General features: G+C 71.3%; 21 protein-coding genes and 1 tRNA gene. 9 read left to right on the top strand and 13 right to left on the bottom strand.

Annotated features, from left to right (window positions below):
• From QK288_RS18750 to QK288_RS18735, 4 genes are all read right to left on the bottom strand, one after another.
• Window positions 1-879: an aldo/keto reductase gene (locus QK288_RS18750; RefSeq protein WP_281265777.1), complete on the bottom strand. Its 879-nt coding sequence runs from the start codon at window positions 877-879 to the stop codon at window positions 1-3.
• Between the two features lie 34 nt (window positions 880-913).
• Window positions 914-2167 carry an FAD-dependent oxidoreductase gene (locus QK288_RS18745; protein ID WP_281265776.1) on the bottom strand — a complete coding sequence of 418 codons (1254 nt, stop codon included), beginning with the start codon at window positions 2165-2167 and terminating at the stop codon, window positions 914-916.
• Between the two features lie 202 nt (window positions 2168-2369).
• On the bottom strand, window positions 2370-2816 hold the full coding sequence (locus QK288_RS18740; protein ID WP_281265775.1) for a DUF6264 family protein: 447 nt from the start codon (window positions 2814-2816) through the stop codon (window positions 2370-2372).
• Between the two features lie 10 nt (window positions 2817-2826).
• Window positions 2827-3699, bottom strand: a complete 873-nt coding sequence (locus tag QK288_RS18735) for a CoA ester lyase (RefSeq protein ID WP_281265774.1) — start codon at window positions 3697-3699, stop codon at window positions 2827-2829.
• A gap of 334 nt (window positions 3700-4033) precedes the next feature.
• Between QK288_RS18735 and QK288_RS18730 the strand changes: the two genes are divergently transcribed.
• From QK288_RS18730 to QK288_RS18720, 3 genes are all read left to right on the top strand, one after another.
• The gene (locus tag QK288_RS18730; RefSeq protein WP_281267632.1) at window positions 4034-7714 is read left to right on the top strand and encodes an AAA family ATPase; all 3681 of its coding nucleotides are present in this window, start codon (window positions 4034-4036) and stop codon (window positions 7712-7714) included.
• A 312-nt stretch (window positions 7715-8026) separates the two neighbouring features.
• Window positions 8027-8608 carry a CDP-alcohol phosphatidyltransferase family protein gene (locus QK288_RS18725; protein WP_281265773.1) on the top strand — a complete coding sequence of 194 codons (582 nt, stop codon included), beginning with the start codon at window positions 8027-8029 and terminating at the stop codon, window positions 8606-8608.
• 142 nt (window positions 8609-8750) lie between these two features.
• Window positions 8751-12407 carry a hypothetical protein gene (locus tag QK288_RS18720; RefSeq protein WP_281265772.1) on the top strand — a complete coding sequence of 1219 codons (3657 nt, stop codon included), beginning with the start codon at window positions 8751-8753 and terminating at the stop codon, window positions 12405-12407.
• Window positions 12408-12484: 77 nt separating this feature from the next.
• On the opposite strand, the gene mscL is transcribed toward QK288_RS18720, so the two are convergent.
• The 3 genes from mscL to QK288_RS18705 form a co-directional block, all read right to left on the bottom strand.
• Window positions 12485-12979 (bottom strand): large conductance mechanosensitive channel protein MscL, encoded by a 495-nt coding sequence (gene mscL, locus QK288_RS18715; protein WP_281265771.1) that lies wholly within the window; start codon window positions 12977-12979, stop codon window positions 12485-12487.
• Window positions 12980-13051: 72 nt separating this feature from the next.
• Window positions 13052-13345 (bottom strand): FmdB family zinc ribbon protein, encoded by a 294-nt coding sequence (locus QK288_RS18710; RefSeq protein ID WP_281265770.1) that lies wholly within the window; start codon window positions 13343-13345, stop codon window positions 13052-13054.
• Between the two features lies 1 nt (window position 13346).
• Complete coding sequence (locus QK288_RS18705) at window positions 13347-13931, bottom strand: 5-formyltetrahydrofolate cyclo-ligase (protein WP_281265769.1); 585 nt, start codon at window positions 13929-13931, stop codon at window positions 13347-13349.
• Between the two features lie 113 nt (window positions 13932-14044).
• Between QK288_RS18705 and galU the strand changes: the two genes are divergently transcribed.
• The 4 genes from galU to QK288_RS18685 all read left to right on the top strand — a co-directional run bounded on the left by galU (window position 14045) and on the right by QK288_RS18685 (window position 17018).
• Window positions 14045-14935 carry a UTP--glucose-1-phosphate uridylyltransferase GalU gene (gene galU, locus QK288_RS18700; RefSeq protein ID WP_281265768.1) on the top strand — a complete coding sequence of 297 codons (891 nt, stop codon included), beginning with the start codon at window positions 14045-14047 and terminating at the stop codon, window positions 14933-14935.
• Between the two features lie 91 nt (window positions 14936-15026).
• On the top strand, window positions 15027-15686 hold the full coding sequence (locus tag QK288_RS18695; RefSeq protein ID WP_281265767.1) for a GNAT family protein: 660 nt from the start codon (window positions 15027-15029) through the stop codon (window positions 15684-15686).
• 91 nt (window positions 15687-15777) lie between these two features.
• Complete coding sequence (locus tag QK288_RS18690) at window positions 15778-16869, top strand: hypothetical protein (RefSeq protein WP_281265766.1); 1092 nt, start codon at window positions 15778-15780, stop codon at window positions 16867-16869.
• 73 nt (window positions 16870-16942) lie between these two features.
• A tRNA-Ala gene (locus QK288_RS18685) sits at window positions 16943-17018 on the top strand.
• Between the two features lie 90 nt (window positions 17019-17108).
• On the opposite strand, the gene QK288_RS18680 is transcribed toward QK288_RS18685, so the two are convergent.
• Window positions 17109-17621 (bottom strand): hypothetical protein, encoded by a 513-nt coding sequence (locus QK288_RS18680; protein WP_281265765.1) that lies wholly within the window; start codon window positions 17619-17621, stop codon window positions 17109-17111.
• Window positions 17622-17769: 148 nt separating this feature from the next.
• Window positions 17770-18153 carry a hypothetical protein gene (locus tag QK288_RS18675; protein ID WP_281265764.1) on the bottom strand — a complete coding sequence of 128 codons (384 nt, stop codon included), beginning with the start codon at window positions 18151-18153 and terminating at the stop codon, window positions 17770-17772.
• 118 nt (window positions 18154-18271) lie between these two features.
• Here QK288_RS18675 and QK288_RS18670 point away from each other — a divergent pair, with 118 nt between their 5' ends.
• Together QK288_RS18670 and QK288_RS18665 are read left to right on the top strand one after the other, a co-directional pair.
• Window positions 18272-18682 carry a VOC family protein gene (locus QK288_RS18670; RefSeq protein ID WP_281265763.1) on the top strand — a complete coding sequence of 137 codons (411 nt, stop codon included), beginning with the start codon at window positions 18272-18274 and terminating at the stop codon, window positions 18680-18682.
• 43 nt (window positions 18683-18725) lie between these two features.
• Entirely contained in the window at window positions 18726-19754 is a 1029-nt protein-coding gene (locus QK288_RS18665) for an amidase domain-containing protein (protein WP_281265762.1), read from the top strand.
• 150 nt (window positions 19755-19904) lie between these two features.
• Here QK288_RS18665 and QK288_RS18660 read toward each other — a convergent pair whose 3' ends face one another.
• From QK288_RS18660 to QK288_RS18645, 4 genes are all read right to left on the bottom strand, one after another.
• A complete protein-coding gene (locus tag QK288_RS18660; protein WP_281265761.1) occupies window positions 19905-21125 on the bottom strand; it encodes a hypothetical protein in 1221 nt (406 codons plus the stop codon).
• Between the two features lie 66 nt (window positions 21126-21191).
• Window positions 21192-23051 (bottom strand): glycoside hydrolase family 2 TIM barrel-domain containing protein, encoded by a 1860-nt coding sequence (locus tag QK288_RS18655; RefSeq protein ID WP_281265760.1) that lies wholly within the window; start codon window positions 23049-23051, stop codon window positions 21192-21194.
• A 73-nt stretch (window positions 23052-23124) separates the two neighbouring features.
• Window positions 23125-23580, bottom strand: a complete 456-nt coding sequence (locus QK288_RS18650) for a MaoC/PaaZ C-terminal domain-containing protein (protein WP_281265759.1) — start codon at window positions 23578-23580, stop codon at window positions 23125-23127.
• 35 nt (window positions 23581-23615) lie between these two features.
• The gene (locus QK288_RS18645) at window positions 23616-25124 is read right to left on the bottom strand and encodes a CHAD domain-containing protein (RefSeq protein WP_281265758.1); all 1509 of its coding nucleotides are present in this window, start codon (window positions 25122-25124) and stop codon (window positions 23616-23618) included.
• Window positions 25125-25185 lie beyond the last annotated feature (61 nt).

Below are 25185 nucleotides of genomic sequence, written 5' to 3'. Positions count from 1 at the left end.
TCAGGCCGCAGCCGCCTGCGCGGCGTCGAGTCGTGCGATGTCCTCCGGTCGGAGCTTCACGGTCGCCGCGGTCACCGAGTTGAGGATCGACTGCGGCCGTGACGCGCCCGGGATCGGGATGACGACGTCGCTCTTCGCGAGCTCCCACGCCAGAGCGATCACCTGCGGTGTGACGCCGCGGTCCCGCCCGACGGTCGCGAAGTCCGCGTAGGTCGACCCGAGGTCAGCCGCTCCCGCGATGCCGCCGAGCGGGCTCCACGGCAGGAACGCGATGCTCATCTCGTCGCAGAGCTGGAGCTCGGCCTCGCTCGACCGGAACGCCGGCGAGAACTGGTTCTGCACGGACACGAGCCGTCCGTCGAGGACCTCGTTCGCGAGACGGATCTGGTCGACGTCGGCGTTCGAGATGCCGGCCATCCGGATCACGCCCTCGTCGAGGAGCTCGGCGAGTGCTCCGATCGAGTCCGCGTAGGGGACCGCCGGGTCCGGGCGGTGGAACTGGTAGAGGTCGATCGTCTCGACGCCGAGGCGCTTCGCGGAGGCCTTGGCCGCCTCCTTGAGGTACTCCGGGTGACCGTTCTGCGCCCACGCGCCCGGCTCCGGTCGGAGGTGCCCGCCCTTCGTCGCGATGAGCACCTGGGACGCGTCGCCGTGGTACTCCCGCACCGCCCGGCCGATGAGCTCCTCGTTGTGCCCGACCTCGTCGTGTGCGGCCAGGTGGTAGGCGTCCGCGGTGTCGATGAGCGTCACGCCGGCCTCGAGTGCCGCGTGGATCGTCGCGATCGCCTGGCGCTCGTCCGGTCGTCCCTCGATGGACATCGGCATGCCGCCGAGTCCGATCGCGCTGACGTTGGTGTCCCCGATGGTTCGCTGCTTCATCCGCCCAGCATGCGCCGATGCCCGATCGCCGGACTCAGGAGCCTCGTCGAGCCCACGCCGGGGCGTGCTCGGGGAGCGGCCCGAACGCGATCCCGCGTGCGTAGACCCCGCTGGCCGGCGGCACGTACTTCGCCAGCAGGACCGGCAGCAGCGGCGGTCCGTCCTGCAGCTTCCCCGCGAACGCGCGCTCGAACACGATGCGGTGCAGTGCGCGTTGCGCGCCCTGCACCAGCACCGCCGGCGGGGTCCGACGGCGTTCGACCGCGGCGAGGGTCCGGTTCAGCGCCCGTCCGCGGACGCCCCCGACGATCGCCGGCGCCAGGATCGCGGCCGTCGCGACGGCGTCCTGGACCGCGAGGTTGATCCCGACGCCGCCGGCCGGCGACATCGCGTGCGCGGCGTCGCCGATGCACAGGAACCCCGGTCGCCACCACCGGCGCAGGCGGTCCATCCGCACGTCGAGCACGTGCACGTCGTCCATCGACCCGATCGCGGACACCCGGTCGGCGAACGACGGCCGGAGTCGGGCGACCCTGGCACGGAAGTCCTCGACGCCGCGGGCCCGGAGCGCGGCGTCCGACCCCTTCGGCGCGAAGTACGCGACCTGGTGGTAGTCGCGCCGCGGGAAGCTGAGCAGCACGTCGGTGCCGTCGAACGCGGGGACGAGTGCGGTCTCCGCGTCGCTCGGCTCCTTCGGCAGCCGGAACCACCAGGTGTCGAACGGCACGGGGAACTGCTTCGGGCGGAGGCCGGCGGCAGCGCGGAGGACGGAGTCGCGTCCGTCGCACGCGACCACGACGTCGGCGCGGAGCTCCTCGTGCTCGCCGTCACCGCGGTACGGGTGCAGGTGCACGCCGGCCACGACGCCGTTCTCGACGATCAGGGCCGACGCCGCCTGCCCCATCGAGATCTCGAACGACGGTTCCTGTCGTGCTGCGCTGACGAGCATGTCGAGGAGGTCCCACTGCGGGACCATCGCCACGTGGTCGTACGGCGGGTCCAGGCGCGAGAAGTCGCCGAGCAGCAGCCGGGAGCCGTCCGGCATCGGCAGGGAGAAGTCGTCGAGCCGTGACTGCGGGATCGCTCGGAAGCGGTCGCCCAGCCCGAGCTCGTCGAGCAACCGGATCGTCGAGGCGTGCACCGTGTCGCCGCGGAAGTCGCGGTTGAAGTCGTCGTGCTTCTCCACGACGCGCACCCGGATCCCCGCTCGGGCGAGGAGCAGCCCGAGCACCACGCCGGCGGGCCCGCCGCCCACGATCGCGACCGTCGTCCGGCTCACCGTGACCATGGTGCAGAGGCTACGCGGCCCGCCCCCCGCGAGTGCGGCCCTGCGGCGCGACCAGGACACGGACGGGAGGCTTGTGGCGGGGCCGCCACGAGCCTCCCGTCCGGCCCGCGGCGCGTCCGGTGCGTCCGCAACGGGCGACAGAACCGATGTCGTACGACTGCGACTCTGTCGTTCCGAGGCGGTACTCGGCTGGCTGAACGCGTCAGGCGATGCCGCTGCTGGAGCTCGACGAGGGCGTGTCGTCCGCGGCGCCCGCGAACACGACGCCGCCCCACGTGATGCACGCCACCGCGAGCACGAAGCCGACCGCCGCGATCCACCACGACGTCCGGCGTCGGATCCAGGCACCGATCGCGAGCACCACCGTCGCGACGCCGATCACGAACGCGCCGCCGACCGCGAGCGCCGCGCCACCGAAGTACCCGCCGGGGGAGCACCCCGTGGCGGCGTCGCACGCCGCCGTCGCGGAGATCGTCGCGATCAGCCCCACGATCGCGGCGACGATCGTCATGAGCGCGCCGAACACCAGGAGCAGGATCGTGGTGATCCGGTCGGCGATCTTCCCGGGCGGGAACAGGGTCGTCGCGCCCTGCTGCCACTCGGTGGGCGTCGGGCGGCCCGGTGTGGGATCGGGTGCTGACCATGTCATCGCGGTACCCCTATCGTGCTTCGACGCCGAAGGCCTCGGCGAGTCGCTGGATCTTCTGTGCACGGCCGAGTCGCGGCAGGTCGGAGCCGTCGCGGATGACGCGCCCGCGCGCCTCGAAGTCGTCGAGGAAGTCCTGCGCCCAGGCGACGTCCGTCGGGGTGGGGGAGATGACCTCGTTGATGACCGGCAGCTGCTCGGTGTCGAGGCACAGCTTGCCGGTGAGCCCGAGGGACACCGCGACCTGCGACTGCTCGCGGAGGATCGGGTGCGACGAGCCGACCGTGGGGCCGTCGATCGGACCGGGCAGGTCGCCGACGCGGGACGCCACGACGAGCCGGGACCGCGGGTACGCCATCGCGAGCGTGTCCGCCGAGGTCCCGGTGTCGCGGCGGTAGTCGCCGCTGCCGAAGGCCAGCCGGAACGCGCCCTGCGCCCGGGCGATCGACGTCGCCTCCTCGATGCCGAGGGCGGACTCGACGAGGGCGATCACCGGCGTCTGTCCACCGAGACGGTGCCAGGTGTCGGTGACCTGCGCCGGGCTCTCGGTCTTCGCGAGCATCACGCCCTGCAGACCGGGCAGCCCGCGGAGCTCCTCGACGTCGTCGGCCCAGAAGTCGGTCGTGACGTCGTTGATCCGCACCCAGGCGTCGCCGCCACCGGTCAGCCACTCGGCCACGGTGGACCGTGCGGCGGGCTTCGCGGCGGGGTCGACGGCGTCCTCGATGTCGAGGATCACCTGGTCCGCGCGGGACCGGGTGGCGGACTCGAAGCGGTCGGACGCGGTCCCGGCGACGAGGAGCCACGAGCGCGAGATCTCGGCGGGGACCGTTCGACGCCGCGACGGAGCGGCAGTGGGCGGGGCGGTGCGGTCGTCGATGGCCATGCCACGTTGGTACCACACACCGCCCTCGCGGATCGCCCGCCGGTCGCCCGATCTGCCCGAAACCTCGGTTCATTGCCAGAGACGCGGGATCCTTCCGCCTACAGTGGGCGTTGTGTGGCGCGCGGACAGAGTGACCGGCGGCGAGGACGACGTGAACGACGACGTCTCCGCCGAGGACACGCGCGCGTCCGGGGGCGACCAGCACGTCGGGGGCGACGAGCAGCACGACGACCAGCAGCAGCAGCACGGGCAGGACGAGACCACGAGCACCGCGGACGCCACCACCGACCCGAACGACGACGACCTCGACCGCTCGCTCCGACCCGAGCTCCAGATGACGAGCCCGCACGCGATCAGCCTCGGTGACCCGCGGCTCACGGCGACGAACGCGGCCGAGCCGGTCTGGGACGCCTGGCGTTCCCAGCTCGCCGGCGTCGGCGGCACCAGCCCGCTCGTGCACTTCGCTGACCACCCGCGTGCGCGCATCGAGCTCTCCACGACGCACCCCGGCGGACTCGCGCAGTTCATCACCGGCAAGACCACCCTCCTCTCCAGCCTGATCCGCGACGAGGTCGCCCTCCGTGCGGCGCGCATCGCTGCCGGACACGTCGAGGCGAAGGGCACCGAGCTCGCCACCGTGCGCGGCATCGACGCCGTGAACCTCGGCATCGGCATGGCCGACTGGAAGCACGGCGACGAGCAGTACCGCGGCCCGGTGCTCCTCCGTCCGCTCGCGATCCGTCGTCACGGCCGGGACTTCGAGGTCCGCCTGCTCGGGGAGCCCGTCCTCAACCCGGCCCTCGCCGATGCGCTCCGTGAGCAGTTCGGCGTCACGCTCGACGCGCAGGCGTTCGTCGCGCTCGCACAGCAGGACGGCTCGTTCACCCCGAACCCGGTGATCGACCGCCTCCGCGGGCTGACCGCGCACATCCCCGGCTTCTCCGTCCACGCCCGGCTCGTCGTGTCGACCTTCGCCGAGGTCGCCACCGGCCTGGTCGAGGACACGAAGGACCTGTCGCACCCGGTGCTCGACGCCCTCGCCGGCAACCCCAGCGCAAAGTGGCAGGTCGAACAGTCCTACCGTCCGGTCGAGCAGACCCCGTCGGACGAGCGCAGCCCCGACACCGACACGCTCCTGCTCGACGCCGACGACGAGCAGGAGAACGTGATCGCGCAGATCACGGCCGGCAACTCGATCGTCGTGAAGACCCTCCCGGGTACCGGCGGGACGCAGACCATCGTGAACGCGCTCGGTGGCCTCGTCGCCGCGAACAAGCGCGTCCTCGTGGTGAGTCCCCGTCGCGCGACGCTCCGCGGGATCGCCGCGCGCTTCGCCGAGGTGCAGCTCCCCGGTGTCGCCGTGACGCCCTCGACGCTCCGCCGCGACGTCGTCCGGGCCATCGCGCGCAACGAGAAGGCGACCCGTCCGAGCCTCCGCGAGGTGGACGACGCCCTGGTCCGCCTCCGCAAGGTCCTGAAGGACTACCGCGGCGCGCTCTCCCGCACCGACCGCGACTTCGGCGTCAGCGTCCTCGACTGCCTGGTCGAGCTCTCGCGCCTGTCGCTCCTGCCCGTCCCGCCGTCGACGACGGCACGGCTCTCGAAGCAGTCCGTCGCCGCCATGGTCCAGGGGCGCTCCCGCGTCGCCGAGACGATGGTCAGCGCCGCGAACCTCGGGGAGTTCCGCTACGGCCCGGACGACTCGCCCTGGTACGGCGCGAAGTTCTCGTCGAGCGACGGTGCCCAGCGCGCGCACAAGATCGCGAAGGACCTGCACGACGGCGCCCTGCCGACGCTGCTCCAGCGGGCGCACGAGCTCATCGCGTCCACCCGGATGCGGCAGTTCACCACGGTGAACGAGCTCGGCATCTACCTGCGCCTGCTCACCGAGATCCGCGACACCCTCGACCGCTTCCTGCCGGTGGTGTTCGACCGCTCGGTCTCGGAGCTCGTGGCCGCCACCGCGCCCCGCGGCGAGGGCGCCCCGATGTCGAGCACCAACCGTCGCCGGCTGAAGAAGCTGGCGCGCGAGTACGTCCGACCGGGTGTGCACGTGTCCGACCTGCACGAAGCGCTCTCCCGCGTGCAGCAGCAGCGTGTGCTCTGGCAGCGCTACGTCGCCGCCGGCGTGAACCCCGAGGTCCCCACCGGCATCGCGGACGTGCAGGTGCTGTTCTCCAACGTGGTCGAGGACCTCGCGCGCCTCGACGAGCCGCTCGGTCGCACCAGCCGCGACGAGCAGCTCGCGAACATGCCCGTCGAGGACCTCGTGCCGTACATCGGCACGCTCGCGGCCGACTCCGACGTCCTGCACAACCTGCAGGAGCGCACCGAGCTCATGCAGACGCTCCGCGACCTGCAGCTCGAGCCGCTCATCACCGACCTCGCGAACCGGCACGTCCCGGACACCCAGGTGCCCGCGGAGCTCGAACTCGCCTGGTGGCAGTCGGCGCTCGAGACGATGCTCGAGTCCGACCGGGCACTGCTCGGCGCGAACACCGACATGCTCGACCGGGTCGAGGCCGACTTCCGACTCGTCGACGACGCGCACGCCGCCGGTGTCTCGCAGGGGCTCGCGTGGCAGCTCGCCGAGAACTGGAAGGTCGGCCTCGTCGACTGGCCGGAAGAGGCGGCGGCGCTGAAGTCCCAGCTGAAGGCGGGCGCGATCAGCTCGCGACTCCTGCAGGACTCCGCGCCGCACCTGTCCCGCTCGATCGCGCCGGTGTGGCTGGCGTCCCCGTACGAGGTCCCGCAGATCGCCGACACGATGCCGTTCGACACGGTGATCCTCGTCGACGCCGGTGCGGTCACCATCGCGGAGACCGTCGACGCCGTCCGCCGTGCCCGCCAGACCGTCGTGTTCGGCGACCCGGTGACGCAGACGCCGTCCCCGTTCCGGATCGCCGTCGACCCGACGCACCGCGCACTGCAGGTCGACGAGGAGACCCTCGACGCCCTGCACGCCGACTCCGCACTCGCGAAGCTCTCGACCCTGCTGCCGACCCTGTCCTTGACGACGTCGTACCGTGCCGGCGGTGAGGACCTCGCCGAGCTCGTGAACCGTCGCTTCTACGGCGGCCGGATCGAGTCGCTGCCGTGGGCCGGCTCCTTCCTCGGCCACGGCTCGATCGCACTCGACTACGTGAGCGACGGCAAGGCCGTTCCCGACCCCGAGTCCGGCGCGGTGGAGAGCGTCGACGCCGAGGTGGACCGCGTGGTCCGGCTCGTCATCGACCACGCCCGGACGCGTCCCACCGAGTCGCTCATGGTGATCACGGCATCGGCGAAGCACGCCGTGCGTGTCGAGCAGGCGGTGCTCACCGCAGCGCAGGGGCACAAGGACCTCACCGAGTTCGTCATCGGAGACCGCGCGGAGCCGTTCATCGTCGCGACGCTCGAGCAGTCGGTGGCGCAGAGCCGCGACCGCGTCGTGTTCTCGATCGGCTACGGCCGCACCCCGCACGGCCGGGTCCTGCGCGACTTCGGTCCGCTCGGCAAGCCCGGCGGCGAGCGGCTCCTCGCGGTCGCGATGACCCGTGCGCGTCGCTCGATGGTCATCGTCACGTGCTTCCAGCCGTCCGACATCGAGGCGGAGCGCATGGGCCACGGCACCGTCGCGCTGGCCGAGATCCTCGCCGAGGTCCGCGCCCGCACCACTGCCGAGTACGTCCCCGACGACTCCGACCCGCTGCTCGTCGACCTGGCGCGCCGGCTCGAGATGCGCGGCATCCCCGTCGCGCTCGGGCACCGCGGCAAGCTCGGCCTGGTGGCCGCGCACGGCGGCGTCTGCGTCACGATCGAGACGGATGCGACGCTCCAGGAGGGCTCGCTGCGTGAGTCGCTGCGGCTCCGTCCTGAGGTCCTCCGTCGACTCGGCTGGCACTACGTGCGCGTGCACGCCTTCCAGCTGTTCTCCGACCCGGACCGGGTCGCGAACACGGTCGCGGCCGTCCTCGGCGTCGACCGCGGGGCAACGCAGGAGATCAGCATCCCCCCGGTCCCGGCACGCCGATGAGTCGGAGGGCCTCCCGGCCCGCCGGTCCGGTGACGCCCGGCACGGACCAGCTGGTGGGCACGTGGTCGCGAGCCGACGACGCGGCCGCACCCGAGCCTCCCGTCGGTCCGAACCCGGCTCCGGAGCGGACGGGAGGCTCGGTGCGGCGCAGCAGGCGCGTCACCACCCAGCCGGTGCCGGGCTCCGACCCGTCCCCGGCCCCGGAGGCGCCCCGGCACGACCGCGGCGAGAACGACGCCCGCCTGCTCGGCGACCGCCCTCCCCACTGGGGGTAGGTACGCTGGAGGCCCCGGCCCCCGACGAGAGCAGCTGATGACCGACCCCGCAGTGCGCGAGCGCCCCGACTGGCAGACCTGGCCGAACCTCATCACGCTGGTCCGGTTCCTGCTCATCCCGGTGTTCGTGATCCTGGTCGTGCAGGGGCACCCCGGCTGGGCGCTGGTCTCGCTCGTGGTCCTGGGCGTCTCGGACTGGGCGGACGGCTTCATCGCGCGGAAGTTCGACCAGGGCTCCAAGCTCGGCACCGCGCTCGACCCCGTGGCCGATCGGCTCGCGATCATCGCCGTCGTGCTCTCCCTGGTGCTCGTCGGGCTGCTGCCGTGGATCGTCGTCGTGATCATCGTCGTGGTCGACGCCCTGCTCGCGGTGCTGTCGAGCGTGTGGTTCAAGGGGGACCCCGACCTCAAGGTGTCGTGGACCGGGAAGATCCGCTCCGCACTGCTCTTCGTCGGGCTGCCCGTGCTGCTGTTCTCGGAGACGTCGTGGGCGTCGGAGCACTCCTGGATCCGGATCACGGCCCTCGTGTTCGTGTGGCTCGGCACCGCGGGGCACGTCCTCGCGGGTGCGCAGTACTTCGCAGCGATGGTGCAGAAGCGGCGTGTGACCGCGGCGTAGCGAGCCGGGCTACCGAAATACAAATACGATATGTCATACTGCGGACATGGTTCGTCGTCCGCATCCCCATGTCCGCAAAGCTGCCGGAGCCTCCGTACTCACCGGCGGCATCCTCGCTTCCGTCCTCGCCCCGGCTCCCTCCATGGCGGATCCTGTCGCCGACGGTCCTGGTGTCGACCGCCCGACCGCGGTGACCTGCGACGCGGGGTACGTCCCGACACTCGACGCGACGACCATCGGGGAGAAGGACGTCCCGCTGCCCTATCTCCTCCGCTACGACGCCGGGAACGCCAACAGTCCTGAGGGTCAGGGCTCGAACCCCTCCGGGGTCGGGTACGACGTCGAGGTGGTCTCCGCGCAGGAGTCCGTGAAGTTCGGGACCCTCCCGACCGACCGATCGCAGGGTGTGCCATGGGCTGAGGACGGTGCGACGCACGGCGCCGGAGGTGTCCCTGCATGGGCTCTCGACAAGAGCGGCGGGAGCTCGAGTTACACCGTCCGGATCACCTACGACAAGCCGGTCTACGGCATGCGGACGGCGATCACGGACCTGGACGTCGGGAACGAGGTCGTGCGCATGGATGCATTCTCGAGCCGGAGCGGCGGACAGGCGATCCCGCTGGACACGAAGCTGCTGGATGCCCCGGCGACGATCCCTGAACTCGCGTCCACGGAGACGCACGACGGCAACACCGCGTACGTGTTCAACCAGGCGAAGGTCGAGAAGACCGCCGAGAACACCTACGCCTCGAAGGTGAACGGCGGTGTGTCCGACAACTCGGGTTCGGTCTTCTTCGCATACGACTCGGACGCTCCGGTCCAGCGGTTGGAGATGACGTACAGCTCCTCATCCGGGAGTGGCTTCTGGTTCGTCCCGCCCAGCGTCCCGCAGGCATGTGTCCAGCCGCAGGTGTCCATCTCGTCCGGGCACCAGGGTGACACCACGACGCTCACGTCGGCGATACAGAACTCGGCCGGGAACGCGCGGGTGGAGGAGATCGGGTACACCTACCGTCTCCCCGCGGGTGTCGTCGTCGCGGACGACCCGAAGATCCGTTCCGGCTGCGGTGCGACGATCACGGCCGAGCCCGGCTCGCGCGAGATCGTCGTCTCGGGTGCGTCGGTCGTCAGCGGGGCATCGTCCTGTGACTGGTCCGTCGACGTCACGTTCTTGACCGGCGGCACGAAGACCTTCGACGAGTCGAACATCACGGCGGCGTCGAACGTCCGGGTGAACGGTACGAAGCCCGTGTCGGTCGAGATCACGACCGACCAGGCCGGGGTCGACATCGGGATGACGGCTGCACCAGCCGACGGCGGCGAGCTCCGCGTCGGGAGCCGGATCGTCTACTCCGCCACCGTGCGAAACACGGGCAACGCCCCGCTGACGACGGTCGCGGTGACCGACGTCCTCGGGACTGCGCTCCACTCCGACGACCTGCCGATCGCACCGGGTGCGTCCGTGACCTTCGTGTCGGCCGAACCCCACACCGTCACGCAGGCAGACGTCGACCGCGGTTCGATCCGCAACGACGCGTCGGTCATCGCGTCGACGCCGTTCGGCTCGACGGCGGACGGCGAGACCGGAGCCGTCGTCACCGAGATCGTCCGCGCACCCGCCCTCGACGCCGAGCTCCGCGCGGAGCTGCGCACGTCCGGTGACGACGTCCAGGTCGGCGACACCATCTCCTACGTCGCCAAGGTGACGAACTCGGGCAACGCCACGCTCACCGCGATCGGCGTGGAGGGCACGGAGGAGTGTGCGGCGCAGCTCGCGCCGGGGCGGAAGGCTGACTGCCCTCTCGCCGAGTACACGATCACGCAGGCCGACATCGACGCCGGCAAGGTCGTGCGTGACGCGAACCTCGCCGCCCGCGCGCCGGACGGGTCCACCGTCACGACTCCGGTGACGGCGACCACCCCCATCGCCGCTGCCGCACGCGCGGTCGTCTCCGCGGACGCCGTGCTGCACGACGGCGGTGACGGGCGAGCCGACGCCGGTGACGCGGTGGTGACGCACGTCGTCGTCCGCAACTCGGGCAACGTGACGCTCTCCGCCGCCGAACTGGCCGTCGACGCCGGAACGCCGCTCGACTGCGCATCGGACGTCGCTCCCGGTCAGTCGGTCGAGTGCGAGACGACCCGGGTCCTGACCCAGGCGGACATCGACGCCGGCACGATCACCGTGGCGATCACCGGCGGGGCGTCCACCCCGGCCGGAGACCGCATCGAGTTCGACCGGCGCACGGTGGACGTCGAGCTGCCGGCCGCTGCCGCTGCGTCGGTCCAGGTCCGGGTCGAGTCCTCGACCGCGGTCGGGACGCCGCGCGCCGGCGACGTCGTCCGGGTGTCCGCGTCGATCGTCAACACCGGCAACGTCACGTTGTCCGACAGCCGTCTGACCACGGTGGCAGGTGACCCGATCGCGTGCCCGTCCGACCTCGTGCCGGGCCAGACCGTCGAGTGCACCGTGCTCGAGCACACCCTCACGCAGGACGAGGTCGATGCCGGTACGTACGGTGTCGCGGTCGACGGCTCAGCAGCGACCCCGACCAGCGGCCGTCTGTCGTTCGAACGCCAGAAGGCCTCCGTCGAGCTGCCCGCAGACGCCACCGCGACGGCCCAGGTCGAAGCGGTGATCGACGCCGGGACCCCGCACGCGGGCGACTTCGTCCGTGTCCGTGGTGCGATCACGAACACCGGCAACGTCACCCTGCGGGACCTGCAGGTGCGCACGGACGCCGGGAGCGCCATGGACTGCCCGTCGGCCGTCGCGCCCGGGCAGATCGTCGAGTGCGAGACGGTGGAGCACGCGCTCACCCAGGCGGACGTCGACGCCGGATCCTGGCGTGTCGTCCTCACCGGAACCGCCACGACGCCTGCCGGCGCGGAGCTCGAGCTGCCGGAGGCGGAGTCGACCGTGGCGCTCGACCACGCGGCGGCGGCTGGGCTGACCCTGCACGCGGCGTACGACACCGGCGACGACGACCGGCTGACCGCTGGCGACGTCGTCCGAGTGTCGCCGGTCGTCCGCAACGACGGCAACGTGACCCTGCGCGACATCGACCTCGTGGACGCGTCCGGCGATGCGATCGACTGCGGCGAGGAGACCCTCGCACCGGGGGCGGAGCGCGACTGCTCGGCTCGGGAGGTCGTGCTCACCCAGGACGATCTGGACCGTGGTGTCGTCACCATCGCAGCGAGCGGCTCGGCGACCACCCCGTCCGGGGAGTCCCTGCCGATCGCCGAGGCGCGCATCGCCGTTGACCTGCCAGCGGACCCGGCGCTTCGAGTGACCGCGAAGGCGACGGTCCGGTCGGGCGAGCGTGTCCTGGAGCCGGGTGACGACGGCGTGGTCACGGCCTCGGTCGGAGACGTCGTCGAGTGGGACCTCGGGGTCGAGAACACCGGAACCGTCCGCGCATCGGACCTCCGGGCGCTCTCGACGCCGACGGAGGAGTTCTCCTGCGGCACCGAGATGCTCGACCCGGGCTCGCAGGGCACCTGCACCGCGACGCACGTCGTCACCGCGGCCGATCTGGCGTCCGGGTCGGTCAAGCGCACCGTCCACGTCGAGGGTCTGGCCGGATCGGCTCCGATCGAGTCCGGTGTCGAGCAGCGCACCGTCGCCTCGGAGGAGGTCGACGTTGCCGTCCGACTCCGTGCGCCTGCACCCGAGCTCGCCTTCACCGGCGCGGACCTGGCCGGGGCTGCCTCGGCGGCGATCGCCCTGCTCGGGCTCGGCGGTGCGCTCGTCGCCCTCCGTCGGTTCCGGCGCCGGGGCGGTCACACCGAGTAGCGGCCGACCACGCCGAAAAACGGACACAGCACCACGCAATCGCGTGGTGCTGTGTCCGTCTCGCGGTTCCGCGGGCGCTAGAGCTTCGTCGTGCTCGGCAGCCCCGGGCCCTCGGGGGCGTCGTTCGGTGCGACGTGCGCGCCACCGTCGAGCGAGCGGCCCTGCTGTGAGCGCAGGAGGTCGCGGATCTCGACGAGGACCTCGACGTCGGTCGGCGGGACGTCCTGCGGCGTCTGCTCCTCGTCCTTCTGGAGCTTGGCGAACGTGCGCTTGATCAGGTGGTTCACCGGCAGGATCAGCGCGAAGTAGACCACAGCGGCGATGATGATGAAGTTGATCGCCGCGCCGATGACCGCGCCGAACTTCAGGGAGGCGTCCCCTCCGGAGACGGTCGGGATGTGCACGATCAGCGTCTTGTCGAGCATCGACGCGTTGAACACGGCGCCGATGAGCGGGTTGATCACGTTCGTGACGATCGAGGTCACGATCGCGGTGAACGCAGCACCGATGACCACAGCGACGGCCAGGTCGATCACGTTTCCGCGGAGCAGGAACTCCTTGAAGCCCTTCACGGGTCTCCTTCCGGGTCGAGGACGGCCGCCGGGCGGCGACCAGTCAAACCTAGCGAGGAGGCGCGACGGGCGTCAGGACGCGGCGGGCTTCGAGGGTGCAGCGGGTGCAGCGGGCGCGGCGGCCGGCGCGGGTTTCGCGGACTCGGACTTCGCGGGCGTGCTGCTGGACGAGCCCTCGGACTTCGGTGCCGGGCGGGAGTCGGTCCGGTAGAAGCCGCCGCCGTTGAACGTCACGCCGACCGGCGAGAACACCTTCCGCAGGACACCGCCGCACGTGGGGCACTCGGTGAGCGTGGCGTCGGAGAACGACTGCTTGATGTCGAACGCGGTGTCGCACTCGGTGCAGCGGTACGAGTAGGTGGGCACGTCAGCTCCGGAACGTGATGATGCGCGACGGCGTGATGATGCCGTCCACGGGTTCGTCGTGGGGTTCGCGCGGGACCTCGTCGAGGTACTCCGCGTCGAAGATCACAGCATAGACGGGCGGACGCTTCGCCATGGACCCGAGGGTCTTGTCGTAGTACCCGCGACCCCAGCCCATCCGGACGCCGTCGTGTCCGACCGCGGCGGCCGGGGTGAGGATCGCGTCGACGTCGTTGATCGCGAGCGGGGACAGCACCTCGCCGACGACCTCGGGCATGCCGAAGATCCCCTCGGTCTCGCTCGACCCGTCGCCGACCGCCCAGTCGAGCAACCCGTCCTCGCGGGTGATGGGCAGCAGCACGCGGATGTCGCGCTCGAACGCCCAGTTCAGGAACGGTCGGACGTTCGGCTCGTCCGAGGCCGAGAGGTAGAGGGCGATCGACTCGACCTGACGCTCCTCGGCGAACCGTTGCAGGGTCTCGGTGAGCGCCGTCGTGTCCTCGTCGCGTTCGGTCGTGGTCCTGGTGCGTCGGCGCTGGCGGAGCTCGGCCCGCAGCGCACGCTTCTCGTTGCCGAGATCGGGGATCATGCGAGGGAGTCTAACGATCGCGTCGATGCGGCTTTCCGACTGATCGTGTCCTCATCCCGTGTCCTCTCTTCGTTTACGTCCCCGTAATGGGGGCATCCGATACGGTCATTGGCATGGGCTTCCAGATTTCCAAGGCGGTGATCCCAGCGGCAGGGCTGGGCACCCGCTTCCTCCCCGCGACCAAGGCGATGCCGAAGGAGATGCTCCCCGTCGTCGACAAGCCAGCCATCCAGTACGTGGTGGAAGAGGCAGTCGGCGCAGGACTCACCGACGTGCTGATGATCACCGGGCGCAACAAGAACGCACTCGAGAACCACTTCGACCACGTGTCGGAGCTCGAGGAGACCCTCAAGAAGAAGGGTGACCACGAGAAGCTGCAGAAGGTGAACCAGTCCACGGACCTCGCCGACATGCACTACGTCCGACAGGGCGACCCGCTCGGCCTCGGCCACGCGGTGCTCCGCGCCAAGATGCACGTCGGCCGCGAGCCGTTCGCCGTGCTCCTCGGCGACGACATCATCGACGCCCGCGACCCGCTGCTCCAGCGCATGATCGAGGTCCAGGGCGAGAAGAACGCGACCGTCGTGGCCCTCCTCGAGGTCCCCGAGTCGCAGACCCACCTCTACGGCATCGCCACGGTCGAGGAGACCGACACCGACGACGTCGTGAAGATCACCGGCCTCGTCGAGAAGCCGGCGCAGGGCGAGGCGCCCTCGAACCTGGCCATCATCGGCCGCTACGTCATCCGTCCCGAGGTCTTCGACGTCCTCGAGAAGCAGGAACCGGGCAAGGGCGGCGAGATCCAGCTGACCGACGCGCTCATGAAGATGGCGAGCGCGGAGGAGTGGACCGGCGGCGTGTACGGCGTCGTGTTCCGTGGACGCCGGTACGACACGGGTGACAAACTCGACTACATCAAGGCGATCGTGCAGCTCGCCTCGGACCGCGATGACCTCGGCCCCGACCTCAAGTCGTGGCTGAAGGAGTTCAACGCGGGCGAATGAGTCGACCCATCCCGCACGGGTCCGGTACCGCCGGACCCGTGCGGGACACCCCGCTCCGGAGCTTCCCCGGGGCACCGGAGGAACCTGAGCGATGACGACGATCCCGACCCTGTCCCACGGGCGGGTCACCATCCGTCCCCTCCGGCTCCGTGACACCCGCGACCTCGACGCAGCGCTCGCGACGAACCGCTCCTGGCTCCGCACCTGGGAGGCGACGAACCCGTCCGGCCACGTGTCCACCGACGTCCGCGGCTCGATCCGCGCGCTCCAGGCCAATGCCCGCGCGGGACTCGGACTGCCGTTCGCCATGGAGCTCGACGGTCGCTTCGTCGGCCAGCTCAACGTCTCCGGCGTGACGTACGGATCGCTCGCCAGCGCCTCAATCGGCTACTGGGTCGTCGAGAACGCCGCCGGCCACAACGTCACACCGATCGCCGTGGCACTCGCCGCCGACCACTGCTTCCGCACCGTCGGCATCCACCGCATCGAGATCTGCATCCGACCCGAGAACGCGCCGTCGCTCCGGGTCGTCGAGAAGCTCGGGTTCCGGTACGAGGGACTCCGCCGGCGGTACATCCACATCAACGGGGACTGGCGCGACCACTTCTGCTTCGCGCTCGTCGCGGAAGAGGTGCGCGAGGGCATCCTCGAGCGCTGGGTCCGCGGACAGGTGCCCCCGGGCGTGGGCAGCGTCCCCCTCGCCGCGCGCGACGAGGCCGCCATGCCGATCATCACCGGCCCGCGCGCCTGAACCGCCCCGGGACCCCGAATCTCCCGACGACACGCGCAACACACGCGACGCAATCACGAGTGCGAAGTATCCCCGCCCCTAGCCTCTCCCCATGGGAATCGGGTCATGGGGCGGCGGCATCGTCCTGCTGGTCGCCGCAGTGCTGTGGCTCGTCTACCTCATGCCCTCGTGGGCAGCCCGTCGCCAGTACCTCGCCACCGAGCGGAACGCGATCCGGCTGCAGCAGACCCTCCGGATCCTCGCGCAGACGGCCGAGCTCCCGGACGAGGTCCGCATCGAGATGAACGCGAAGTCCCTCGCCGAGGCGCAGAAGGTCGCGAAGTCCGAAGAGGCGAAGCGTTCGGCGATCGTCCGCGCGCACGAAGCCGCACGGCAGCGTGAGATCACCCGACGACTCGCGGAGCAGGCTCCGGCGCTCGAGCGGGCCTCGGCGGTCCCCGCGCTGACCGCGATGCGCATGCGTCGTTCGCGGCTCGGCGCGACGGGCCTCGGCGTGCTCGGCCTCGTCGTCGCGCTCGTGGTGCTCGTCGCCGCACCCGGCGCGTGGCTCGTCGCCGTCGCCGGGATCGTCGCCGCGGGCGGGTCCGCAGCCGTCCTCGCCCAGCTGCACCAGGTGGCCCAGGCGCGGAAGGCGCGGGCCGCAGCGGCTCCTGCCAGCGCGACCCGTGCCTCCCGTCCGGCGACGGCCTGGACCGACCCTGCCCCGCCGCTCACGAGCGAACAGCCGACCGAGGCGCCGGCGACGGAGCGGACCTGGACGCCCGGCCGTGTGCCGAAGCCGCTCTACGTGGAGCGGCCGGCCGCCCCCGTGGCGTCCCCGGAGTCGTCGGCGGAGCTCGCCGCGCGGCTCAAGGAGCGCGTCGCCGAAGCCAAGGCCGAAGCGGACGCCGAGGCCGCGGCGATCCGGGCCGGGGACGCCGACCCGTCGCTCGCGACGGTGTCGCGGATGCGCCCGGACGTCGAGGAAGCGGTCGCCTCGTTGTCGGCGCACGACCAGGGTCGGCTCGCCGAGCGGCTCGGGCTGCGGGCCGCACCGACGGCGCCGCAGCCGGAGCGGTCAGCGCCGGCTCCGCAGGCCGCGCCGGAGCAGCCCAGCAAGTGGGCCGGTATGGGTGTCATCGGCGACGACGCGTACCAGCAGGCCGACCTCGACGCGATCATGCGTCGCCGCCGCGCGGTCTGAGATCGCGGCACGCCCGGCCGGCTCCGATCGATTTCGGTGCGGGCCTGGCGGGTGCTAGTGTGGTCGAGCACTTGGGGCTATGGCGCAGTTGGTAGCGCGTCTCGTTCGCAATGAGAAGGTCAGGGGTTCGAATCCCCTTAGCTCCACCAAGGCACGACAGCAAGACACGGCACGACAGCAAGGCACCGCAACACAGCAGGCCCGGACCACACGGTCCGGGCCTGCTGTGTCGTCGGGGGTCAGCCGCCGTACTGTGCGGTCGACACGACCGAGGACCCGGACTCCTGGCACGCGGTGTTGAGCGACCGCATCGCGAGGTCCCATTCCGGGGAGTCGTCGAGCGCCGGTCCGGACGCCGGGGCCGGGTGTTCCTCGAGGTACCGCTGCGTGTACGCGATGGCGTTCGACAGGCGCGTGTCCGTGCTCGACAGGTGCTCGTAGCCGAACCGTGCGGCTGCGAGCAGGGCCTCGAGCTCGGCTTGGGTCACGTCGCCCTGCTGGAGCCCGACCCGTGCGTTGAGCGTCACCGTCGAGAGTGCGCTGAGCTGGCCGCAGACGGCCGGGGCGCTCTGGTCCTCGTCCATGACGACGGGGTCCGGCTCGGCGGCTGCGGTCGGCGTCGCGGGCGTGGACGAGGGCGTGCGGACGGCGCCGGCGGTGTCGGCGGACGAGCACCCGGCGAGGGCGAGCGCTGCGCACGCCAGCAGCGCTGCACCGAGGACGGACGGGCGGACGGATCGGAGGTTCCCCATGTGCCGATCCTGACGGATCGCGGGCGGGCGGCGGGACGTGGTTGCGGAATCGAGATCGGCTCGAGACTGGATCGTGACGGACGGGAGGCTCGTGGCGACACCGCCACGAGCCTCCCGTCCGTCACCTGGGTCACGTCGAGGACATGACTCAGCTCGGGACGCTGGCCGTCAGCGCGCCCGTGGCGGCGAGCCGTCCGTGGATCGCGTTCGCTGCCTGCTCGAACGCCCGGTTGCCGCGCGAGACACCGATCGCGCCGCCCTTCAGCGCCGACTTGCCCGAGCCGCGCAGCAGGCGCGCGACGGTCTGCCCATCCTGCGTCACCATGATCTGCACCGCGAGCGTCGTGTGGAACGTCCGGTCGTTCGCGAGTCCGCCGATGAGCAGCGTCAGCCCGAGCTTGCCGCGGCTGGCGCGGAGCGACCCCTGCTCGCCGTCCTCGACGGTGTAGCCCTCGGACGCCAACGCTTCGCGCACCGTCGCGCGGACCTGGTCGGGGGAGGTGGACGCGAAGAAGTCGTGGCTCTCGGGCATGGCATCAGTCTGGCGTGGATGGTGCCGGGACGGAACCATCGTTGCGGGGCCGTGTGGCCGGTGCCACGATGACCGTGCGCGCCGCGACGCCCGCCGCGGGCGGACGAAGGAGTCCATCATGACCTCGCGACTGAACCCGTACCTCGGCTTCCGCGACACCGCCAGGGCCGCGATGGAGTTCTACCACTCGGTGTTCGGTGGTGAGCTGACGCTCAGCACGTTCGGGGAGATGCACGCCTCCGAGGACCCTGCCGAGGCGGACAAGATCATGCACGGCCAGCTCGAGACGCCGAACGGGTACCTGATCATGGGCGCCGACACCCCGAACAGCATGGAGTACACGTCGGGCAGCAGCATCTCGGTGTCCCTGTCCGGCGACGACGCCGAGGACATGCGCCGTTTCTTCACCGGGCTCTCCGAGGGCGGCACCGTGATCGAACCGTTGACCAAGGCGCCGTGGGGTGACGAGTTCGGGATGCTCACCGACCGGTTCGGGGTGAGCTGGCTGGTGAACATCACCGGTCGCTGATTCCCGCCGGTTCCCGGACGGGATCACGTAGCCTGGTCCCGTCATGGCTTCCTCGTTCACGCGCCGCTCGCTCCTGTCCCTCGCCGGTGTCGCCGGAGTCGGGTTCGCCGTCGCCGCGTGCTCGAAGTCGTCCGACGACGGGGCCCGTCCGTCGTCGTCCCCGTCGGCGTCCGGTGCTCCGGCCGCCACGCCCGCCGCGACCGCGCTCGAGCCTGCGCAGGTCCCCCTCGCCGGCGGTGTGACGGTGACCGTGACCGGCAGCGGTCTCGCTGCGGTCCGCGGTGTCACCGTGGGCGGCATCGTCGCCCGCGACGTGCAGGCCACCGCGACGAAGGTGACCTTCACGGCGCCGCACCAGGCGATGTACACGGCCGGATCCGCGGACGTCGCGCTGTTCGACTCGGAACTGACGCCCGTCGCGTCGGCGAACCAGAGCTCCGACGGCAACGGCAGTGCCGCGAACGACGGTCAGTCCGGAGCCACGCAGGACTCGTCGACCGCGACGCCCACGCCGACCGCGTCGCCGGCGCCCGAGGCCTCGAAGGCGCTCGCCACCACGTCGCTCGCCTACGCCGCGCTGACCGCGGTGGACCGGCAGCTCGAGTACGCGATGCGGTACTGGAAGGACTACAACCTCGCCGAGTACGGCACCATGAACCCGATCGGTGGCGACTGCGCGAACTACGTCAGCCAGACGCTGATCGCCCGTGGCTGGGAGCAGCGCGACGACTGGTACAGCCGCTCCGCAGGCGCTTCGCACTCCGCGACGTGGACGTACTGCCCGGCGATGGACCCGTGGATGTCGACGAACGCGGCGACGTTCGGGCTCACGCGCCGGACCCTCGACGAGCGCGACAAGGTCAAGGTCGGGGACATCGTGTTCTTCGACTGGAACCACAACGACTCCCCGGACCACACGACGATCGTGTCCGAGGTCTTCACGGAGCCGGACGGCACGATCCGCATCAAGTCGGCGAGCCACAACCAGGACGGCCCGTACCGCGACCTCGACGAGATGATCACGGTGCAGCACCCCGGCGGCACAGCCTGGTTCCACACGTTCGACGCCTGAGCTGGCGGGTCGGGCGGGCGGCTCGGGCGCTCGGTCGGTCCGGCGGATGGGCCATCCGCACAACCGAAGTCACCTCGCGCCACGAGACGCCGTGGTGCCGCGTGCTTTCGGTTGTGCGAATGCGATCCGCACCACGGCCCGCCGCCAGCCCTACGGGTACCCGAGGAACCAGAGCAGCACGATCGCGACCGGCTGCAGGCACACGCCGACGACCAGCCACGTCAGCGCCCGCCGCCGCGTCCGGACGAACACGTCCGACCCGAGCAGGGGCGCCATCGGCATGAGCAACCGCGGCAGACTCTGCTGGGGCAGGAACACCGCGACGAGGTAGAGCGCGTACGAGGCCGTGAACCCAAGCGCCTCCGGCCCGAGCGCGCGCACGTCGCGTCGCCGGAAGAACCAGAGCGCGCCCACGAGGACGAGCACGACGAGCACGATGCCGATCGGCCCGAGCCACCGCCCCGCCATCACGAACCACGGGGTCAGCGGCGCGAAGTGCTGGCGTCCCACGAACCCGACCCACCACGACAACTCGGTGTCGAGGTACGCGTCCGGCCGACCGGTGACCGCGCTCGCGATCACCGGCCACGCCAGTCCCGCCACCGCGACGACGAGCCCCGCGACGACGATCGCGATCCGGTCCCGCCACGGGAACGGGCCACGCCGACGGACGAACCCCACCCAGCGGACGACGAGGTGCACGGCGAGCGCGACGGCGAGGGCCAGGACGCCGGGCTTCGTGAACGCGGCGACCGTCCCGAGCACCGCGACCAGCCAGTAGCGCCGGTGCACGAGTGCGAGCAGCCCGCCGAAGAGCAGCACCAGGAACGTGGTCTCGGCGTACGCCACCTGCAACAGGAACCCGGTCGGCGCGAACGCGAACAATGCCGTCGCCCACCGCGCCCGGTGCGCGCACCCGACGGCGAGGACGAGACGGTAGAGCAGCACGCACGCCCCGGCACCGGCGACCGTCGCGACGAGCACGCCCGCGACCCAGAACGACCCACCGGTCACGGACATGACGACACGCACCAGTGCGGGGAACACCGGCAGGAACGCCCACGGATTGGGGAGCACGTGCCCGTCGCCGTCCGTCGGCAGCGTCGACGGGTACCCGTGCTCCGCGATGGTCCGGTAGAACGACGCGTCCCATGATCCGGAGAACGTGAAGAACGACGGGTCCTTCCGGTACGAGGCGAAGTCCCACCCGTTCGCCGTCGCGACGACGTACATCGTCGCGAGCAGCAGCGTGCTCAGGATCCGAGACCCCGCCCAGATCACGAGCGGCGCGCTCCACGCGCTGCGCGGCCCGGACAGCAGGGACCGCGGCACCGGCCGGGAGGCCCGGCTCGCTTCCGCCACGTTGGTCACGGAGGCGATCCTCCCAGACCCGACACCGCGGCCGGGACCGCAGACCGGTGACTGTGGAGAACTCGGCTAGCGCCCCGTCACCGCCCGCCGGATCTGCTCGATCGGCACCTTCGGGGTGCGGTCGGCGTTCAAGAGCCCGTTCGTCTCCTGCATCGTGTCGGTCAGCTGCGTGTAGCAGGAGCCGGCGAGGAACGAGCTCGCGCGGATCGCGTCGTACAGCGCGGTGATGCGGACGATCCAGTCGTCGCCGTCCGAGGCCGAGGTGTAGCCCCACCCGTCCTCGCGCTGCGCACCCGGCTGGTAGTTCACGCCGCCGAACTCGGTCAGCATCACCGGCTGACCGTGGTCCTCGGCGCCGCCGACGAGCACCCAGCGGTCCGCAGGACCCATCCCGTGGAACAACTCCGTGCGCGCGGTGTCGTCCGCGTACCGACGCGCGAGGCTCTCGCCGTTCCCGTCGTAGTCGTGGATGGTGATGATGTCGGAGTTGGTGTGCTCCCAACCGTCGTTCGAGATGACCGGACGTGTCGGGTCGAGTGCCCGTGTGACGTCGGCGAGCGACCTGGCGTATGCCTGCTGCGCCGGGTCGGTGTTGATGTGCTGGACGCCCCAGCTCTCGTTGGCCGGTACCCAGGTCACGATCGACGGGTGCGACGCATCGCGTTCGACGGCGTCCATCCACTCCCGCATCAGTCGCTGCACGGCGCGCGGCGAGAACGCGTACGCGCCGGGTGCCTCGCCCCACACGAGCAGACCGAGGCGGTCCGCCCAGAACAGGAACCGCGGGTCCTCGATCTTCTGGTGGTTGCGCGCGGCGTTGAAGCCGAGTTCCTTGATCAGCTCGACCTCGCGCCGGAGGGCCGCTCGCGACGGGGCGGCGATGTGCGAGTCCGGCCAGTAGCCCTGGTTCAGGACGCTGCGGACGTCGTAGCTCCGGCCGTTGAGCACGAACACGCCGCCGTCGACGCCGACCGTCCGCAGGCCGAAGTAGCTCGCCACGGTGTCCACCGTGGTGCCGGCGCGATCGAGCAGCGTCACCGTGGCGTCGACCAGCCGGGGCGTCTCCGGCGTCCAGTGCAGCTCGTCCTCGGCCTGCCCGTTCGACTGCCGCGCGATCGGTACGACCACGTCGAACTCGTCCGCGGTGTCGCCGAGCGTCGCCTCGATCGTCGCGAGGTGCTCGTCCCGCTCGTCCCACCACGCCTCGACGCGGATGCGGTCGCCGCCGGCCCGGACACCGGCGACCCGGACGGTCAGACGGAGGGTCTCGTGGTCGACGTTCGTCCAGCGCAGAGACTCGATCGACGCGGTCGGCACGGCTTCGAGCCAGACGGTCTGCCAGATCCCGGTGGTCCGGCGGTACCAGATGGCGTGCGGGTCCTCGTGCCAGTCCTGCTTGCCGCGGGGCTGGGTGAGGTCGTGCGGGTCGTCCTCGGCACGGACGACCAGGGTGTGCGCGGCGTCGGCGTCCCCGGTGAGGACATCCGTCACGTCGAAGCCGAACGGCGTGTGGCCGCCCTCGTGGGACCCGATGAACGCGCCGTCGATCCAGACCGAGGCGCGGTAGTCGACGGCGCCGAAGTGCAGCAGGAGTCGCGGGCTGCTCGTGCCGTACCCGGCGGCCTCGAGGTCGGACGGGGTGATCGTGCGGGAGTACCAGACCACCGGGTGGAAGCCCGCCTCGTCGATGCCGGACGCGACGGACTCCGGCGGGAACGGGACGACGATGTCCCTGGCGTCCGGGAAGCCAGCACGCCAGGCGGTGTCGTCGCCGTCGTTCCGGAACGACCACGTCCCGTCGAGGTCGGCCCACTGTTCGCGGAGCATCTGCGGGCGGGGGTACGTGCCGTCCTGCCGAGAGGCGAGCGGGAGGACGGGCGCTGGAGTGCTGTTGGGTGCGGCGACGGTGCCGTCGAGCGTGCTCATGCCTCCATGGTGGACCAGTCCTACATCGTTGTAAACCGGCGCGCTCCGATTACCGGGACCGTTCGGGGACGGCTCAGCCGATCGCTGCGTCCCGCGTCAGCACCATGACGTCCATCCGACCTTGCTGCACGACCTCGCCGTGCTGGTTCCGCAGCGTGACCGTGCGCTCGACGATCCCCGTCTTGCCGGAGCTGGTGAGCCGGGTGGAGAGGATCTCGACCTCGCAGGTGACGGTGTCCCCGATGAACACCGGGGCCGTGAACCGCCACTGGTCGATGCCGAGCAGCGCGACGGCCGATCCCTCGAAGACACCGGTGCGGGCGATCAGGCCGAGGCAGAGCGACGCGCCGAGCATGCCGTGCACCACACGCTGGCCGTACCGCGTCCGAGCGGCGAACTCGACGTCGGTGTGCACCTGGTTGTTGTCGTTCGTCCACGAGGCGAACGACATGACGTCCGTCTCGGTGATCGTGCGACCAGGGGTGGTGAAGGTCTGTCCGGCGGCGAGGTCCTCGAGGTAGTGCGGCACTCGCTCATCTTCGCAGAGCCCGCACCCGCGGCCGGTCAGAGTCCCGCGAGGAGCCGACGCCCCTCCGCGATCCGCTGCTCGACCACCGCGCGCTCGGACGTCGCCAGCGCCCCGTACCCGAACGTGTCCTCGCCGTCGGCCGCAGCATCCACGGCAGCCAGTCGGTACGCATCCGCGGCGTGTGCGGCGTCGAGTGCGTCGCCCAGGGTGTCCTGGATCCGCCGGAGTCGTCCGAGTCGCCGCTTCCCGACGTCCGCGAGCCCGCCGGCGGCCTGCAGGGCGTACCGCAACCGACGCGCGGCCTTCCGGATCTCGTGCAGGGACACGAGGTCACCCGTGCTCCGGTCGAGGGTCTTCGCCAGCCGCGCGCGTTCCCGTTCGATCCGTGCGGTCACGAAGGCCGATGCGTCATCGCGGGCGTGCCCACCCGTCGGCGCGGAGTCCACCAACCGGTCGAGGGCGCCGAGGGCGTCGAACCACGCCGCCGTCCGGAGGGTCCGCCGGAGTTCCGCTGCGGACGTCGCCCGGGTGTGCTCGAACCGCGAACCGAGTCGATCGAGCGTCCGGGCGTCGACGTAGCCCGCCGCGGTCCGTGCCGCGGATCGGAGCAGCCGGTCACGCAGGACCTCGGCGTCGCGAGCCGTCCCCGCCGTTCGACCGATCTGCGCGAGTGCGGCACGGAGCGGTTCGGTGGCGTCGCGGTCGAGGGCGCCGCGGAACGCCGCGAGCACGCTGCGGGTCCGGCGCAGGACCTTGCGGAACGCGTGCACCGCATCGCGCTCGTCGGCACGCACCAGGGGGTCGATGGCGACGAGATCGGCCCGCAACCCGACGAGGGTCTCCCGGACGAAGGCCGCTGCGGTCCCGGAATGCGGCAGGTGCGCCCGTGCGGTTGCCGGACGGCGGACCGGTGCCAGGCGCGGCACCGGCCCGCGGTCGGACCGGCCGGGATCGTCCGCCGCGTCCGTCAGCGCTCGCTCGACCGCGCGTGCGATCGAGCCGGGATGCCCGTCGTCGGTGAGTGCCCACCACCGGCCACTCGCCACCAGCGTGGTGTCCGAGTCGCCTTCGTCGATGCGGACGTCGGCGACCTCGACGCGGACCTTCCCGTCCTTGCCGCGGACCACCACCAGGGTCGTCGTGGTGTCCCGGACCCGGACGGGTCGGACGGTGCGACCGCGGAGGAACACCTCCACCACGTCGCGCGGTACCACCGGACCGTCGGCCGACGGCGCGGTCGCACGGTCGAGGTCGTCCGGGACGGGAGTCGGACCGTCGCCGCGGTCGATGCTCCAGGTGGGCGATCCGTCCTCGGCGCGCAGGAGCTCGACGCCCTCGAACGCGAGCACCCGGTCGTCGGTGTCCCAGAGGGTCTCGCGCACGGTGACCGGGGGAGTCCGGTGCACCGCGTCCGAGTACGGGTCGATCGCCGGCAGTCGTCGGTCGTCCGGGATGCGCCAGGTGTGGCGTGGGTCGGCGAGGACGTCGGCGGTGGCGGTGTCGGTGTCGGGGTCAGGGTCAGGGGCGGGTGGCGAGGTCTCCATGCACGCCAGTGTCGTCCGCGGACCGGCACCGGTGCGTCGGCATCCGCATCATGTGGACACC

This window comes from Curtobacterium sp. 9128 (genome assembly GCF_900086645.1).
Taxonomy (GTDB): domain Bacteria; phylum Actinomycetota; class Actinomycetes; order Actinomycetales; family Microbacteriaceae; genus Curtobacterium.
Note: the sequence above shows the minus strand (reverse complement) of the source record. Positions and strands in the feature narration are given on the sequence as shown.

What these genes read in the sequence shown, in the direction of transcription:
- QK288_RS18680 (WP_281265765.1), bottom strand. Translation starts at nt 17,621, where the DNA reads ATGGGGAACCTCCGATCCGTCCGCCCGTCCGTCCTCGGTGCAGCGCTG.
- QK288_RS18695 (WP_281265767.1), top strand. Translation starts at nt 15,027, where the DNA reads ATGACGACGATCCCGACCCTGTCCCACGGGCGGGTCACCATCCGTCCC.
- QK288_RS18730 (WP_281267632.1), top strand. Translation starts at nt 4,034, where the DNA reads ATGACGAGCCCGCACGCGATCAGCCTCGGTGACCCGCGGCTCACGGCG.
- QK288_RS18670 (WP_281265763.1), top strand. Translation starts at nt 18,272, where the DNA reads ATGACCTCGCGACTGAACCCGTACCTCGGCTTCCGCGACACCGCCAGG.
- QK288_RS18750 (WP_281265777.1), bottom strand. Translation starts at nt 879, where the DNA reads ATGAAGCAGCGAACCATCGGGGACACCAACGTCAGCGCGATCGGACTC.
- QK288_RS18740 (WP_281265775.1), bottom strand. Translation starts at nt 2,816, where the DNA reads ATGACATGGTCAGCACCCGATCCCACACCGGGCCGCCCGACGCCCACC.
- QK288_RS18690 (WP_281265766.1), top strand. Translation starts at nt 15,778, where the DNA reads ATGGGAATCGGGTCATGGGGCGGCGGCATCGTCCTGCTGGTCGCCGCA.
- galU (WP_281265768.1), top strand. Translation starts at nt 14,045, where the DNA reads ATGGGCTTCCAGATTTCCAAGGCGGTGATCCCAGCGGCAGGGCTGGGC.
- QK288_RS18665 (WP_281265762.1), top strand. Translation starts at nt 18,726, where the DNA reads ATGGCTTCCTCGTTCACGCGCCGCTCGCTCCTGTCCCTCGCCGGTGTC.
- QK288_RS18745 (WP_281265776.1), bottom strand. Translation starts at nt 2,167, where the DNA reads ATGGTCACGGTGAGCCGGACGACGGTCGCGATCGTGGGCGGCGGGCCC.
- QK288_RS18705 (WP_281265769.1), bottom strand. Translation starts at nt 13,931, where the DNA reads ATGATCCCCGATCTCGGCAACGAGAAGCGTGCGCTGCGGGCCGAGCTC.
- QK288_RS18735 (WP_281265774.1), bottom strand. Translation starts at nt 3,699, where the DNA reads ATGGCCATCGACGACCGCACCGCCCCGCCCACTGCCGCTCCGTCGCGG.
- QK288_RS18725 (WP_281265773.1), top strand. Translation starts at nt 8,027, where the DNA reads ATGACCGACCCCGCAGTGCGCGAGCGCCCCGACTGGCAGACCTGGCCG.
- QK288_RS18720 (WP_281265772.1), top strand. Translation starts at nt 8,751, where the DNA reads ATGGCGGATCCTGTCGCCGACGGTCCTGGTGTCGACCGCCCGACCGCG.
- QK288_RS18645 (WP_281265758.1), bottom strand. Translation starts at nt 25,124, where the DNA reads ATGGAGACCTCGCCACCCGCCCCTGACCCTGACCCCGACACCGACACC.
- QK288_RS18655 (WP_281265760.1), bottom strand. Translation starts at nt 23,051, where the DNA reads ATGAGCACGCTCGACGGCACCGTCGCCGCACCCAACAGCACTCCAGCG.
- QK288_RS18675 (WP_281265764.1), bottom strand. Translation starts at nt 18,153, where the DNA reads ATGCCCGAGAGCCACGACTTCTTCGCGTCCACCTCCCCCGACCAGGTC.